This is a genomic window from Streptomyces sp. NPDC030143, assembly GCF_055573695.1.
The window spans coordinates 49468-63517 of record NZ_JBVIAY010000027.1 but is presented as its reverse complement, the minus strand read 5'-3'; the positions used below and the strand labels follow the sequence as shown (position 1 = coordinate 63517).

Genomic DNA, 14050 nt, shown 5'->3' with positions numbered 1-14050 from the left:
GGAGGCCCCCGGCGGCCGCCCCCGCCTCCGCGGCCGGGCGCGGCCTTCCCGCGGGGAGGGTGTCAGGAGTGCTTCGGGCTGCCGAGGTCGGGGGTGGTGACGAGGTGGGCCCGGGCGGTGGTCGTGGCGTGCAGTTCGAGGAGGACGAGGTCGTTGGCGCCGGGGCGCAGGACGGGGGCCGGGACGTAGAGGGTGCGCTGCGGGCCGCGGTTCCAGTAGCGGCCCAGGTGGAAGCCGTTGATCCAGGCCTGGCCCTTGGTCCAGCCGGGCAGGGAGAGGAAGGTGTCGGCGGGGGTGGCGACCTCGAACGTGCCGTGGTGGAAGGCCGGTTCGGCGCACGGGGTGGTGCCGGCGGGGGCGAAGGGGACCGTGCCCGGTACGTCGTCCAGGGGCAGCGGGTGGCAGTCCCAGCCGCGCAGGGGGATGCCGTCGAGGGAGACCGGTCCGAGCAGGCCCTTCGGGGCGCCGATGCGCGGGCCGTAGTTGACCCGGCCCATGTTCTCGACGAGGACGTCCAGGACGGCTCCGGCGCGCGGCACGTGGACGGGCAGGGTCTCCTCCTGCCGCTCCCGTTCGAGGACCCCGGCCGGGGCGCCGTCCAGGAAGACCTGGGCGCGGTCGCCGACGCCGCCGGTGAAGTGCAGGACGCCCGGTCCCGCCGTCGGCACGGTCGTGCGGTAGAGGACGTATCCGGCGCGCTGGCCGAGGTCGTCGGCGGAGAGCGGGTCGTCCGGGGCGTGCACGGGCCGTCCGGCGAGCGGGAGGAGGGGGGCGCGCCGGTCCAGCTCGACCGTCGTGGGCGGGAGTTTGGGGGCGGGCGCGGGCACCGGCTCGTCGGGGAGCGGGACGTGGCGGGCGATGACCTCGCGGAAGGCGTGGTACTTGGGGCCCGGGTCGCCGCTCTCGGTGAGGGGGGCGTCGTAGTCGTAGGAGGTGACGGTGGGGGCGTAGGTGTGGTGGTGGTCGGCGCCGTTGGTGTGACCGAAGTTGGTGCCGCCGTGGAACATGTAGATGTTGACGGAGGCGCCGGCGGACAGCAGCCGGTCCAGGTCGGCGGCGGCGTCGTCGGCGTCACGCCCGTGGTGCGGGCCGCCCCAGTGGTCGAACCAGCCGATCCAGAACTCCGCGCACATCAGCGGGCCGTCGGGCCGGTGCGCGCGCAGCCGTTCCAGGGACTGTTCGACGCGGCTGCCGAAGGTGGCGGTGGCGAGGACGCCGGGCAGGCTGCCGTTGGCCAGGTGCGTCGGGTCGGTCTGGTCGCAGGTGAAGAGGAGTTCCTCGACACCGCGGTCGCGCAGGGACTGCTCCATGTGCTTGAGGTAGGCGGTGTCGTCGCCGTAGGCGCCGTACTCGTTCTCCACCTGTACGGCGATGACGGGGCCGCCGGAAGCGGCCATGTGCGGCAGCAGCGGGGGCAGGAGCAGGTCGAGGTAGCGGTCGACGGCGCCGGTGAAGCGGGGGTCGCTGCTGCGCAGGCGGATGTCGGCGTGGGCGGGGTCGGCGGTGAGCCAGGAGGGCAGGCCGCCGCCGTCCCACTCGGCGCAGATGAACGGGCCGGGGCGCAGCAGGACGCGCAGGCCCTCGGCGGCGGCCAGGCGCAGGAAGCGAGGCAGGTCGAGGAGGCCGTCCAGCACGAGCGTGCCGGGTTCGGGCTGGTGGAGGTTCCAGGGGATGTACGTCTCCACCGTGTTCAGGCCCATCAGGCGGGCCTTTCGCAGCCGGTCGGGCCACTGGTCGGGGTGGACGCGGAAGTAGTGCATCGCGCCGGAGAGGATGCGGAACGGTTCGCCGTGCAGGAGGAAGCCGTCGGACGTCGTCGTCAGGGCGGGCATGGGGCGGTCCCTTCTCTTCGGGATCGGGGTGGGCGTCTCTCAGTTCGGAGATCGCGGGAGTGGGGCGGTGGGGGGTGGAGGGATGGGGTTGGGGGTGGGGAGGGCTGAGGGACCAGTGACGATCGCGGGGGCCACGGCGATCGCGTGGCACGGCGACAGGGTCGGGCGTCGCCGGTCCGGCGGCGCGGGCAGGGCTCGGGGCGCCGGCGGGGCTCGGGGCCGGGAGCAGGGCTTCAGAGACGCGGGCTGGTGCAGAAAAAGAGGGCAACTACGGGAAAGGGGGCAGGGGTCAGGGAGAGCCGGGCAGGGCTCAGGGACGTGGGCGGGCAGGGGTCGAGGAGAGCCGGGCAGGGCTCAGGGACGTGGCCGGGTGGCCCGGATCAGCCAGAGGGTCGCCGCCAGGCAGACGGCGGACACCGCGGCCAGCAGCAGCGGTACGGCGCGGATGCCGGACCACTCGATGACCTTGCCGAGCGCCGGTGCGGCCGCCACCCCGCCCACCATGGAGGCGGCGATGACGAGGGCGCCGGCCCGGCGGGCGCGGGGCGCCGCCCGGTGCAGCCAGGGCAGGCCGGTCGGGAAGATCGGCGCGATGAACAGGCCGACCCCGGCGTAGGCGTAGGGCGCGAGCCCCGGCACGGCGGCCAGCAGCAGACAGACCGTCATGCCGGCGCAGGAGACGGTGATGATGGCGGGGGCCGTGAAGCGCAGGGCGAGCGGGGCGACCAGGAAGCGGCCGACGGTCATCATCAGCCAGTAGACGGAGGTGGCGGTGGCCGCGAGGCCCGCGCCGTAGCCGACGCTCTCCAGGTGGGTGGGTTCCCAGCCGCCGACGCCGGCCTCGATGCCGACGTGCAGGACGTAGAGGGTGACGAAGACGGCGAGCAGGGAGGCGAGGCTGCGGTTCACCGCCCCGGCGGGAGGCGGGACGTCGGCCCCGCCGGTCCCGGAGCCGGCCTCGTGCCCGGCCGGGGCGCGGTCGCGCACGCCCCGCAGGCACCACAGCAGCGGCAGGTTGGCCAGCGCGAAACCGAGGAAGACCGCCGGGTAGCGGTCGGCGCCGGCCAGTCCGATCAGGGCCGGGCCGAGGATCGCGCCGATGCCGAAGTGCGCGTTGAGCACGTTGAGCAGCGCGGCCGAACGGTCGCCGAAGCCGACGGCGAAGAGCTGGTTGAGGCCGTAGTCGATACCGCCGAAGCCGAGCCCCGCGAGGAGGGCGGCGGCCAGCGCCACGGGCCAGGCCGGAGCGAGCGCGAAGCCGGCGGCGCCGACGGCCATCAGCAGGTAGGAGGCGCCCAGGATGCGCCGGTTGCCGATCCGGCCGTAGAGCCGGTCGAAGAGGAGGACACCGGCGACCCCGCCGACGAAGTGGGCGCTGAGCCCGAGACCGGCCGCGGAGGGGGAGAGCCCGAACTCCGCGCGCAGGGCGGGGATCGCGGGTCCGTACAGGGCCTGGAGGGCCCCGATGAGGACGAACCCGACGCAGGAGGCGACCACGGCGGCCCGCGTGAAGACGGGCACGGTGTCGGCGGCGGGGACGGAAGCAGGGGCGGAGGCAGAGGCGGTGGCGGGCGCGGTCGGCGCCGTCGGGGTGCGCTGTGCCGTGGGGTGGTCGGTCACGCGGACTCCAGGAGAGGGGCCCACGACGGCGTGGGCGGGGTGGTCCAATTCCGAACCCCGCCGATGTTACCGGTAACATCGGCGGGGGCGTCAAGAGTCGTCCACCCTCCTCTGACGGCCCGTCGCGTTTTCCTGACACCCCGTCGCCCCCGCCCTACAGTGGCCCCATGATCCGGGCCCCACACCCGGTCGCCTGAGCACCCCCACCGGCGTACCGCCCCGAGCGGTGCTCCGTCCTCGGGGTCCACCGTCCGTCCACGACACCGCAACAGGCAGCCGCCCATGGAACCCCGCAACTACCGGATGGTCGTGTCCACCGCGCAGGACTTCGTCACGACTTCGGCCAAGGCCCACGACCAGCTGCTCCACTGGCTCGGCGACATGAAGCGCTACGACACCTCGGCGCTCGACAAGGGCCGCAACGAGATAGCCGACGGCGTCACCCTCGACCACGACGCGGCCGCGGGCCGCCTCGGCTCGTACTCCCGCTGGCGGCTGCGCGAGACCCGGCCGGACCGGCAGGGCACCTGGCAGTCCAGTCTCGTCGTCCGCTCCGGGGGCCGGGACGACGAGAGCCGCACCTGGCTCCAGGTCGACATCGAGCACCACCCGGTCTCGCCGGACATCCGCCCCACCCGGGCCAACACCCCCGGCATCGCCCGCCTGCTGCTGGACGCCCTCGACGCCCAGGACGGCCTCTCGGACGTCGGCACCGTCCCGAAGTTCATCGAGCAGGAGGACGTCGAGGAGGTCATCGAGGAGCTCTGCGACCAGGAGCGCCGGCTGCCGATCGTGGTGGCGAGCGTCCCCTACGGGCAGGACGCCGAATCGTGGACCGAGCAGTTCGTGGAGCCGGCCTTCGGGCCCCTGCACGGGCTCGCCGTGATGTACGTCCTGAGGCCGGAGGCGCAGTCCCTGTTCAACTCCACGATGGAGTACCACCCGGTGTTCGGCGGGGGCCTGCGCACGTACCTTCCCGGCGTCGATCCGGCCTGGCAGCCCGACGCCCAGCGCCACCTGGTGATGTCCCGCACCACGATCGCGGCGAACCCCCGGCGCGCGGGGGCGATCCTCGCCTCCCGGCCCCAGCAGCTCGCCCTGCGCCTACCCCTGCCCGCTCCCCTGGACTCCCTCCCCGTCCAGCGCACCCGCCCCCGCCCGTCCGCCCACCACTCCGGGCTGGACGAACTCCGCGCGGAGAACAGGACCCTCACCGCGATGCTCGCCGAGGCGGAGCAGCGGGAGGACGCGCACGGGGACGTCCTGCGCGACCTGCGCGAGCAGCTTCAGATCGCGGAGGAGCTGGAGTTCGACCAGGCGGCCGAGAACCAGGACCTGTACGCCAAGCTCAAGGCGGCGGAACGCCAGGTCCGGGCGCTCCAGGTACGGCTGGAGAAGGCCGGTCGGCACGACCTCGCCCACGAGCCCGCCGACGCCCCGGCCGACCTGCCGGGCACCTTCGCCGAGATCCTCGACCGGATGGACGAGTTCCCCCGCCTGGCCTTCACCGGCAACCGGAAGATCACGAAGGAACTGGACGCCCAGTCGGTGGGCAACTGGGTCGAGGTGGCCTGGGACGCCCTGCGCGCCCTCGACGAGTACGCCGCCGCCTCCGCCGCCGGGAAGGCGGGCGGCGACTTCCGTCACTGGTGCACGCACCTGCCCGACGACTGCGAGAACTCCTTCCCGGCCGGCAAGGTGAAGATGAAGGAGTCCAAGACCGTCGGCAACCGCGAGGACTGGCGCCGCGAACGCACCTTCCCCGTACCGGGGACCGTCGACCCGAGCGAGAAGCTGTTCATGGAGGCCCACCTGCGCATCGGCGGCGGCAACACGGTGGCCCCTCGGCTCTACTTCTACGACGACGGCCCCCACACGGGCCGCGTGTACGTGGGTTACCTGGGCCCGCACCCCACCAACACGAAGACCTGAACGGTCACCGCCGGGCCGCGTACGCGCGAACGCGGCCACCCGGTTCAGGTCGTTGAGCTGCTCGACCTCGTCGTAGGCCTCCTCGGCCTGCGCACCCTCGACCTGTTCGGACACCGTCATCCATGACCCTTCCTGTCCGAAGGATCCCCACGCCGCACTCAGCGCAGAACCGGTTGAACACGCTCCGTGACGTGAAGGAGGACATCTCCACTCCGGGGTGGATCTCCAGGTGTAGCGGCGGCCACGACTTGGTTGCGACGAGACCGAGTCGGCGTACGGGAGTCGGGCGTACGGAAGCATGCCCGGCATGAGACGGGACCGGTATGTCGACTTCCTGCGGGCGTGGGCCATCCTCCTGGTGGTGCTCGGGCACTGGCTGATCACCGGCCTGGTGCGGCACCCGGACGGCGCGATCAGTGCACCGGAGCTGCTGTCGACGGTGCCGTGGACGCAGTGGCTGACCCTGGGCTTCCAGATCATGCCGTTGTTCTTCCTCGCCGGGGGGTACGCGGCGGCGGGGTCCTGGGCGCGCGCCCGGGCCGTCGGCGTGACGGCCGCCGGGTGGGTGGGGCGGCGGGCGGTACGGCTGCTGCTGCCGACCGGTGTCTACAGCGGGCTGGTCCTGGTGGCCGTCGCGGTGTGCTCCGCGCTCGGCGTGGATCCGTCCACGCTGGCGCTGGTGGGCTGGGCGATGGCGATGCAGTTCTGGTTCCTGCCGGTGTACCTGCTGCTCAGTGCGGTGACTCCGGCGCTGCACGCCCTGCACCGGCGGTGGGGTCCGCGTGTCCCGGCGGCGACGGCGGCCGTCGCGCTGGTCATCGGCGTCCTGGACGCGGCGGCGCACGTGCCGTACGTCGGGGCGCTCAACTACGTGCTGGTGTGGGGCGTGGTCTACCAGCTCGGCTTCTGCTGGCGGGACGGCCAGGTGGGAGGGCGGCGCACGGTGCCGGCCGCCCTGGCGGTGGCCGGCGGGGCCGGGTTCGCCGCGCTCGTCGGGTTCGGGCCGTTCCCGGTCAGCCTGATCCTGGTGACCGGCCAGGACCCCAGTAACACCGACCCTCCGTCGGTGGCCATGCTGGCATGGGCGACGGCGCAGGTCGGTGCCTGTCTGCTCGTCGCGCCCCCGGTGCGCCGGCTGCTGGAACGGGAGCGGGTGTGGCGGGCGGTGCGGGTGACGGGGGCCGCCGGCATGACGCTGTACCTGTGGCACATGGTGCCGGTGCTGGTGATCGCCGCCGTCCTCTATCTGCCCGGCCTCGCTCCCCAGCCGGTGTTCGGGTCGGTGGCCTGGTGGGGGTGGCGGGCGCCGTGGCTGGCGGTGCTCGGGGTCGTCCTGGTGGGCGTCGTACGGGCGCTGTGGCCCCTGGAGCGGGGGCTGGCCTCGCTGGACGCCGGGGTCCGGCCGGACGCGCACGGCCTGCGGCGGACCTGGCCGCTGTGGGCCGGGCTCGGTCTGTGCGTCGGGGCGCTGACGTACTTCGCCGGACACGGGTTCGCGCCCGGAGGGCGGTTCCCGGTGTGGCCGGCGGTGGCGCTGGGGGCGGGCACGCTGCTCGTGACCGGTCGCCGACGGGCGGCCGGGCCCGGGGCGGAGAAGGCGGGGGCCGGCCCACGGGCCGAGGGCTCCCTGGAGGAGGCGGTCTGAGGGGTCCTTGCACTGTGAGCCCCGATCAGGCCGCGCGGCCCGGGCGGCACAGTGCAAGGGCCCCTGAGGAGGCCCGGCCGGGAACCCCGGCCCGGACGGCGCCGTCGCGCGCGAGCGCGACGGTCAGGCCGTCCGCTTCCGGGACGCCGTCTTCTTCGCGGCGGTCTTCTTCGACGCCGTCTTCTTGGCCGTGCCCTTCCCGGCGCCCGTCGACGTGCTCTTCGCCGCCGTCGTCTTCTTCGCGCCCTGGGCCGACTTCGCCGTCGACTTCTTCGACGAGGCGGAGGCCGCCGTCTTCTTCGCCGCCGTCGACTTCTTGCCGCCCGTCTCCTTGGGGGCCGTGCGGGCCGACGCGCGCTGCGAGAGGGATCTGACCTCCGCCGGCTCCTCGCCGCGCGACTCCTTCGCCGCGCGCACGCTGCTCTCCAGGGCCGCCATCAGGTCCAGGACCTTGCCGCCGGTGGCGGGGGCCGGGGCCTCGGGGGGTGCCTCACCGGCGGCCTTCGCGGCGACGACCTCCTCGACGGCCTCGCGGTACTCGTCGTGCAGGTCGTCCAGGTCGACCTCGCCGAGGGTGTCCATGAGCGCGTCCGCGAGATCGAGTTCCTTGTCGCGGACGGTGACGGAGGAGTCCGGGGCGACGCCCTCGGGAGCGCGGACCTCGTCCGGCCAGAGCAGGCCGTGCATGGCGATCGCGTCGCCGACGACGCGCAGCATGCCGAGCCGTTCCCGACCGCGCAGGGCGTACTTGGCGATCGCCACCTTGTGGCTGCGCTTGAGCGCCTCCCGCAGGAGCGTGTACGGCTTGGCCGCCGGCGCACCGCCCGCCTGGAGGTAGTACGCGGCGTCCATCTGGAGCGGGTCGATCCGGTCGGCCGGCACGAAGGCGACGATCTCGATCGTCTTCGCGGTCGGGATCGGCAGGTGGGACAGGTCCTCGTCGGTGATCGGGATGATCGAGCCGTCCGCGTCCTCGTACCCCTTGCCGATCTCCGCCTGGGACACCTCGCGGTCCTCCAGCTCGCAGACCTTGCGGTAGCGGATGCGGCCGCCGTCCTCGGTGTGGATCTGACGGAAGGAGATCGAGTGGCTCTCCGTGGCGTTCACCAGCTTGATCGGGATGCTGACGAGGCCGAAGGAGATGGCGCCGTTCCATATCGATCGCACGTGCAGCACCTTTCCTGACCATGACGGACGGATGCCGGGTACCGAAATGCACTGTAGATGCAAATATTGCCCGGTTTCATGTGATTCTCATCGTATGACGCCGATCACAGAGGTGGAGGGGCGACGGCTCGCGCTCAGCAACCTGGACAAGGTGCTGTACCCGGAGACCGGCTTCACCAAGGGCGAGGTGCTGCACTACTACGCGACGATCGCCGACGCCCTGCTGCCTCATCTGCGGGAGCGGCCGCTGTCCTTCCTGCGCTACCCGGACGGACCCGACGGCCAGCTCTTCTTCGCCAAGAACGTGCCGCCGGGCACCCCCGACTGGGTCACCACCGCCGAGGTGCCGCGCGCGGAGGGCCCGGCCCGGATGGTGCTCGTGCAGGACCTGCCGAGCCTGATGTGGGCGGCGAACCTCGTCACGGAGTTCCATACGCCCCAGTGGGTGATCCAGGGCCAGGACCCGCAGGAGGCCGACCGGATCGTCTTCGACCTCGACCCGGGGCCGCCCGCGACGGTCGTCGAGTGCTGCGAGGTGGCGCTCTGGCTGCGGGAGCGGCTGGCCGCCGACGGGATCGAGGCGCAGGCCAAGACGTCCGGCGCGAAGGGGCTGCATCTGCTGGCGGCCGTGCGCGGATCGTCGTCCGAACAGGTCACCGACTACGCCAAGCGGCTGGCGGTGGAGGCGGAACGGACCATGCCCCATCTGGCGCTGCACCGGATGACGCGGAGTCTGCGGCCGGGGAAGGTGTTCGTCGACTGGAGCCAGAACGCGGCCCGCAAGACCACCGCCACGCCCTACACCCTGCGGGCCCGCCCGGAGCCCACCGTGTCGGCCCCCGTGACCTGGGACGAGGTCGAGGGGTGCGGGGCACCGCAGGAGCTGGCCTTCCGCGCCCAGGACGTCATGGACCGCGTCCACGACACCGGCGACCTGCTCGCCCCCCTGTTCGACCCGAAGACGACCGGCACCCTGCCCTGACCGCAGGGGCGGAGCGGGGCTTGAGGGGTCCTTGCACTGTGAGCGCCTGATCAGGCCACGTGGTCCGGTGCCGTGCATCGCACAGCGCCGGAGAGTCCTCGTAGGGGAGCCACCAGGGCTCTCCGGCAACGCGGCGATGCGGCACCGGGCCGCGCGGCCCAGGCGGGCCCAGTGCAAGGACCCCTCAGGGGGCGACCTTGGTAACGGCCGTCCTCGACCGACCCGCACCCCGCACCGCTCAACCGCCGGAGGTCCACGTGCGGCGATCCCGCGCCATCGCGTGCAGTCCCTCCACGTCCGCCGGCTTGAGGACGCCGCCCAGCCGGGCCAGCCCCGCCAGTTCCGTGTCGCGCAGGACGCGGACCCGGCGCGGCGGGACCGCGATCCGCACGTCCGCCGGATCCACGAGGGCGAGCACCGGGCGGACCTCGGCGGTCAGGGCGTGGGAGGCCCGGCCGGCGTCGGCGCGGACGCGGCGCAGCAGGGGCTGCGGGTCGCGGCGGCCCAGCGCGACCTCCGGGTCGGCGACCCGGACCCGCTGCCTGTGGGCGTACAGGGCGTGGACGGCGAACAGCCCGCCGGGGCCGATGACGAGGTGGTGGACGCGGTCGCCGCCGGGCAGCGGGACCGAGTGCAGGGCGTGCCAGCCGGCGCCGTCGAGGCGGTCGAGGGCCTCGCCGACCGTCTGCTCGGCGGCGAGCGCGCGGCGGCGCGGGTCGGGCCGCAGCCGGTGGCCGCCGCCCGGGTCGCGGTCCAGCGCGACCAACAGGGCTTCGCCGGGCCGGTTGGGCGCCAGGTCGTCGTCGGGGTGCAGGGCGAGCCGGGCCAGCTCGGCGGGGGTGGGGACGGGAGGCGGGCCCACGGTGACCGGGCCGGTCAGGAAGGGGTGGAGGGCTTCCAGGACGTCCTCCCTGCGGTCGTCCCCGATGACGTTGACCCGGCCGGCCTCACGGTCGTACCAGGCGATGTTCGTGCCGTCCGTGAGGCAGACGTAGAGCCGCTCCCGGCCGTGCCGCCGGGTCGGTACGACGCGCAGTCCGCTCATGCCGCATCACCCCATGACCATGGGACCAGGTGGGGTGCTCCAGGGGCAAGAAGCGGTTACCCGGGGAGCGAGGTGGGCATGGATCAGGGACGCGGTTGGGGAGGCGCCGTTGCGGACCCGCAGGAAGCAACCCGACGTACCCGTTCCGGACACCCCGTGGAGCGAGATCGTGCCCGGCCTGTGGATGGGCGGCCACGAGTTCCGGGGCGGCACCGGGCAGCGGGAGTTCGCCGTCGTACGGACCGAGTTCGATCTGGTGCAGACGCTGCTGCGGGTGCCCGGCCACGGGCCCGACCCGAGCGTCCGGCACCAGGTGTGGCCGATCCCGGACGGGCCGTTGGACGGCACCCAGCTCGCCGGCGTGATCCGGCTGGCGCAGGCGGCGGGCGAGGCGCTGGACGAGGGCCGATCGGTGCTCGTGCGGTGCTGGCACGGCTACAACCGCTCGGGCCTGGTGGTCGCCCAGACGCTGATGCGCCGGGGCCACTCGGCCGAGGCGGCGGTCCGGCTGATACGGTCGCGGCGCTCGCCGTGGGCCCTGCACAACGAGCTGTTCGTCGAGTACCTCCGGGCCGGCCTGTCGACGGCCAGGCTGCTGGAGGAGCTGGCGGAGTGATCGTTCCTCCGGCCCGCCACCTGCGTCTCCCCGTCCGGCCGGCCCCGCCCGCCGCCCCGTCTCGACCCACCCGGTACGCAAAAAGGACTTCCCTACGAATAAGGTGTACGGGGCCGACCGCCGTCATGATCACAGGAGCCCCGTGTCCCGCAGCCGTACCGCCCTCGCCGTCGCGTCCGTCGCCCTGCTGGCGTCGGCCACCGCGGCCTGCGGCGACGTCGGCGGGCTGCGCGGCGCGGGACCCACGCCGACCGCGATCAGCCCGGCCCGGCTCTGGCCTCAGCTGACACCGGCGTCCAGCCCGGCCTGGGACATCGACGAGGCCGACACGGAGACGGTCGACGGCGTCGCCGTCCCCGGCGACGACATCCGCGAGGTCGACCCCGTCGCGCTGGTGCGGGCCGAGATCGACGCGCACCCCGACGAGTACGACGGCGACAAGGCGCCCTACCGCGAGACCGCCCGGCGGATGGGCGACTGCGCCGACGGCGTCGGGACGACCTCCTCGAGCCCGTGTCCCGTCCTCCAGCCGTACTACCGCGACCTCACCGGCGACGGACGCCCGGACCTGACCCTGGGCTTCCGGCTGCTGCCGGGCGACCTGACCGCCGTCCGCGTCTACACCGTCGACCGGCACCGGCCGGTGCGGGTGATGGCCTGGGAGGACGCGGTGAGCTCGGTCGAACTGGCCGGCCGGTCGGTGATCATCCGTTCGCCGTCCGACCTCGCCGAGTACGAGTACCGCCTGCAGTGGAACTGGGACCCGGAGCGCAAGGCGATGCTGCTCACCCACGACGAGATGCTGCGCTCCGACGGCCGGAAGGTCCCCGGCGGGAAGGTCCCCGACGCCGGGACCCCCCACGGTGTCTCCCCTTCGCCCACCCGGTCCTCCGCCGCCCCGGCCTCCCCCGCCCCGTCCTCCTCTGCGGGCGGGCGATGAGGCTCGCCCTTCCCCGGTGGACCGGCACGCTGGCGGTGAAGGCGGCCGTCTTCATCACCGTGATGTGCTGCGCGCTCGCCGCGCTGCTCGGCGTGCTGGTGCACGTGCAGGTGACCGACCAGACCGTCGGCCAGGCACGGGACCGCGCCCTGTCCCGGCTCGCGGACGCGGCGGAGGCGTACGAGGCCGGCGACACGCTGTCCCCGGGGGCCGGCGTGGATCCCGAGGGACTGCCGACGGCGCTGCGGGAGCTGGCGGCGGCCGGGGAGCGCGGCACGATGGTCGCCGACCACCGCGGGCGCCCCCTGATGTGGGCGGCCGGCCCGGCCGACGGCGGGCGGGCACTGGCGGTGGCCCTCGACTACGGCCAGCAGGCGCGCACCATCGAGGGCCTTAACAACGCGATCCTGTGGTCGTCGGTGCTGGCGATCGGGGCGACGCTGCTGGTCGGCGCGGTCGCCGTGACCCGGGTGACCCGGCGGCTGCACACCACCGCGCTGGTGGCACGGCGGATCAGCGCGGGAGACCTGGACGCGCGCGTGGACGACCCCCGCACGAGGGACCGCACGCGTCCGCAGGACGAGGTGGGCGCCGTCGCCGTCGCCCTCGACTCCATGGCGGCCTCGTTGCAGGGCAAACTGCTGAGCGAGCAGCGTTTCACCGCCGACGTGGCGCACGAGCTGCGCACCCCGCTGACCGGGCTGCACGCGGCGGCCGAACTGCTGCCCCCCGGCCGGCCGACGGAGCTGGTGCGCGACCGGGTGGCGGCGCTGCGCACGCTCACCGAGGACCTGCTGGAGATCTCGCGGCTGGACACCGGGCACGAGCGGCTGGAGCTGGACGCCGAAGCACTGGGCGCGCTGGCCGGGCGGGTGGTGCGGGCCTCGCGGACCGACACCCGGGTCGCGGTCGTGCGGGACGCCCGCGTGGAGACCGACCGCCGGCGACTGGAACGGGTGCTGGGCAACCTGGTCTCCAACGCGCACCGGCACGGGCGCGCACCGGTGACACTGACGGTGAACGGGCCGGTGGTGACCGTGCGGGACCACGGCGACGGCTTTCCGGAGTACCTGGTGGTCCACGGGCCGCAGCGCTTCCGCACGGAGGGCGGGGCCCGGGGCCACGGGCTGGGCCTGACGATCGCCGTCGGCCAGGCGGAGGTCCTGGGCGCCCGTCTGACCTTCACCAACGCCCCGGACGGCGGGGCGGTGGCCACGCTGACGCTCCCTCAGTCCGCGGCCGCCTCCCCGATGGCCCAGCGTGACGGGCGCCCGGCGTGAACGACTCCTAATGTGGCGGTAAGTCAGTTCTGCCCCACCTCGGAGGTACCTCCATGTCCGTGCGCTCCGCCTTCACCCGTCTCGCCATAGTCACCGCCGCAGGCGCACTCGCCACCACGGCCGCCGTCACGCCCGCCGCCGCGTACGACGACTGGGGCGGGAAGGCGAACGACGGCGGCAACCCCGGATCCAGCAGCTTCGGCGTCTCCGACAACGGAGGCGGCGGCGGAGGCCAGGGCGGCAACGGCCAAGGCCAGGGCAACGGCAACGGCCAGGGCGGCAACGGAGGCAACGGCCAAGGTCAGGGCGGCAACGGCAACGGCCACGGGAACGGGAACGGCCAGGGCCAGGGCAACGGCCAGGGCCAGGGCAACGGCCAGGGCCAGGGCGGCAACGGCCAGGGCCAGCAGGGCAACGGCCAAGGCGGCTTCGGCGGCAACGGCAACGGCAACGGCAACGGCCAGGGCCAGGGCGGCAACGGCCAAGGCGGCAAGTGGAACGGGAACGGCCAAGGCGGCAATGGCCACGGCCACGGCAACGGCCAAGGCGGCAACGGCGGCAACGGCGGCAACGGTCAAGGCCAGCAGGGCAACGGCCAAGGCGGCTTCGGCGGCAACGGCAACGGCAACGGCCAGCAGGGCAACGCCCAAGGCGGCAACGGCAACGCCCAGGGCGGCTTCGGCGGCTTCGGCGGCTTCGGCGGCGACGGTCAGGACCAGGGCGGCTTCGGCGGCGACGGCGGTCACCACGACGCGCACCTCGCCCGGGGCGTCGTCACCGCCGACCAGCTCCTGCTGCGCAGCGCGCCGACCCGCGGCAGCCAGGTGATCCGCGTCGTCGGCCACGGTGACGTCGTCAACATCTTCTGCAAGACCATCGGACAGTCGGTCGAGGGCAACCACGTGTGGTACCTCCTCACGGACGGCACCTGGGCCTGGGGCTCGGCGCGCTACATCCGTGAACTCGGCCAGACGCCCCGGTGGTGCTGACC

The 14050-nt window shown here is 73.8% G+C and carries 11 protein-coding genes; 7 read left to right on the top strand and 4 right to left on the bottom strand.

The features are described 5' to 3' along the window. Positions 1-62: 62 nt before the first annotated feature. Positions 63-1832 carry a glycoside hydrolase family 35 protein gene (locus ACZ4YY_RS32365; RefSeq protein ID WP_468298392.1) on the bottom strand — a complete coding sequence of 590 codons (1770 nt, stop codon included), beginning with the start codon at positions 1830-1832 and terminating at the stop codon, positions 63-65. Positions 1833-2186: 354 nt separating this feature from the next. Beyond that, a complete protein-coding gene (locus ACZ4YY_RS32360; protein WP_468298432.1) occupies positions 2187-3329 on the bottom strand; it encodes an MFS transporter in 1143 nt (380 codons plus the stop codon). Between the two features lie 405 nt (positions 3330-3734). On the opposite strand from ACZ4YY_RS32360, the gene ACZ4YY_RS32355 reads away from it, so the two are divergent. After that, positions 3735-5384, top strand: a complete 1650-nt coding sequence (locus ACZ4YY_RS32355; RefSeq protein ID WP_468298390.1) for a hypothetical protein — start codon at positions 3735-3737, stop codon at positions 5382-5384. 307 nt (positions 5385-5691) lie between these two features. After that, positions 5692-7029, top strand: coding sequence for an acyltransferase family protein (locus ACZ4YY_RS32350; RefSeq protein ID WP_468298388.1), 1338 nt, complete (start codon positions 5692-5694; stop codon positions 7027-7029). 123 nt (positions 7030-7152) lie between these two features. On the opposite strand, the gene ku is transcribed toward ACZ4YY_RS32350, so the two are convergent. Next, a complete protein-coding gene (gene ku / locus ACZ4YY_RS32345) occupies positions 7153-8196 on the bottom strand; it encodes a non-homologous end joining protein Ku (protein ID WP_468298386.1) in 1044 nt (347 codons plus the stop codon). A 94-nt stretch (positions 8197-8290) separates the two neighbouring features. Between ku and ligD the strand changes: the two genes are divergently transcribed. Beyond that, entirely contained in the window at positions 8291-9178 is an 888-nt protein-coding gene (gene ligD, locus ACZ4YY_RS32340; protein WP_468298384.1) for a non-homologous end-joining DNA ligase, read from the top strand. Positions 9179-9416: 238 nt separating this feature from the next. Here the strand turns inward: ligD and ACZ4YY_RS32335 are convergent, their stop codons facing one another. Further along, complete coding sequence (locus ACZ4YY_RS32335) at positions 9417-10223, bottom strand: nuclease-related domain-containing protein (protein ID WP_468298382.1); 807 nt, start codon at positions 10221-10223, stop codon at positions 9417-9419. A gap of 109 nt (positions 10224-10332) precedes the next feature. On the opposite strand from ACZ4YY_RS32335, the gene ACZ4YY_RS32330 reads away from it, so the two are divergent. The 4 genes from ACZ4YY_RS32330 to ACZ4YY_RS32315 all read left to right on the top strand — a co-directional run bounded on the left by ACZ4YY_RS32330 (position 10333) and on the right by ACZ4YY_RS32315 (position 14048). Then, positions 10333-10839, top strand: coding sequence for a protein-tyrosine phosphatase family protein (locus tag ACZ4YY_RS32330; protein WP_468298380.1), 507 nt, complete (start codon positions 10333-10335; stop codon positions 10837-10839). A gap of 142 nt (positions 10840-10981) precedes the next feature. Further along, positions 10982-11779, top strand: a complete 798-nt coding sequence (locus ACZ4YY_RS32325) for a hypothetical protein (RefSeq protein ID WP_468298378.1) — start codon at positions 10982-10984, stop codon at positions 11777-11779. Next, positions 11776-13059, top strand: coding sequence for an ATP-binding protein (locus ACZ4YY_RS32320; protein ID WP_468298377.1), 1284 nt, complete (start codon positions 11776-11778; stop codon positions 13057-13059). The genes ACZ4YY_RS32325 and ACZ4YY_RS32320 overlap by 4 nt, the downstream gene beginning before the upstream one ends. Positions 13060-13112: 53 nt before the next feature. Continuing rightward, positions 13113-14048: an SH3 domain-containing protein gene (locus ACZ4YY_RS32315; protein ID WP_468298375.1), complete on the top strand. Its 936-nt coding sequence runs from the start codon at positions 13113-13115 to the stop codon at positions 14046-14048. The last annotated feature ends 2 nt before the right edge of the window (positions 14049-14050 follow it).

What these genes read in the sequence shown, in the direction of transcription:
- ACZ4YY_RS32365 (WP_468298392.1), bottom strand. Translation starts at nt 1,832, where the DNA reads ATGCCCGCCCTGACGACGACGTCCGACGGCTTCCTCCTGCACGGCGAA.
- ACZ4YY_RS32355 (WP_468298390.1), top strand. Translation starts at nt 3,735, where the DNA reads ATGGAACCCCGCAACTACCGGATGGTCGTGTCCACCGCGCAGGACTTC.
- ACZ4YY_RS32350 (WP_468298388.1), top strand. Translation starts at nt 5,692, where the DNA reads ATGAGACGGGACCGGTATGTCGACTTCCTGCGGGCGTGGGCCATCCTC.
- ligD (WP_468298384.1), top strand. Translation starts at nt 8,291, where the DNA reads ATGACGCCGATCACAGAGGTGGAGGGGCGACGGCTCGCGCTCAGCAAC.
- ACZ4YY_RS32335 (WP_468298382.1), bottom strand. Translation starts at nt 10,223, where the DNA reads ATGAGCGGACTGCGCGTCGTACCGACCCGGCGGCACGGCCGGGAGCGG.
- ACZ4YY_RS32320 (WP_468298377.1), top strand. Translation starts at nt 11,776, where the DNA reads ATGAGGCTCGCCCTTCCCCGGTGGACCGGCACGCTGGCGGTGAAGGCG.
- ACZ4YY_RS32315 (WP_468298375.1), top strand. Translation starts at nt 13,113, where the DNA reads ATGTCCGTGCGCTCCGCCTTCACCCGTCTCGCCATAGTCACCGCCGCA.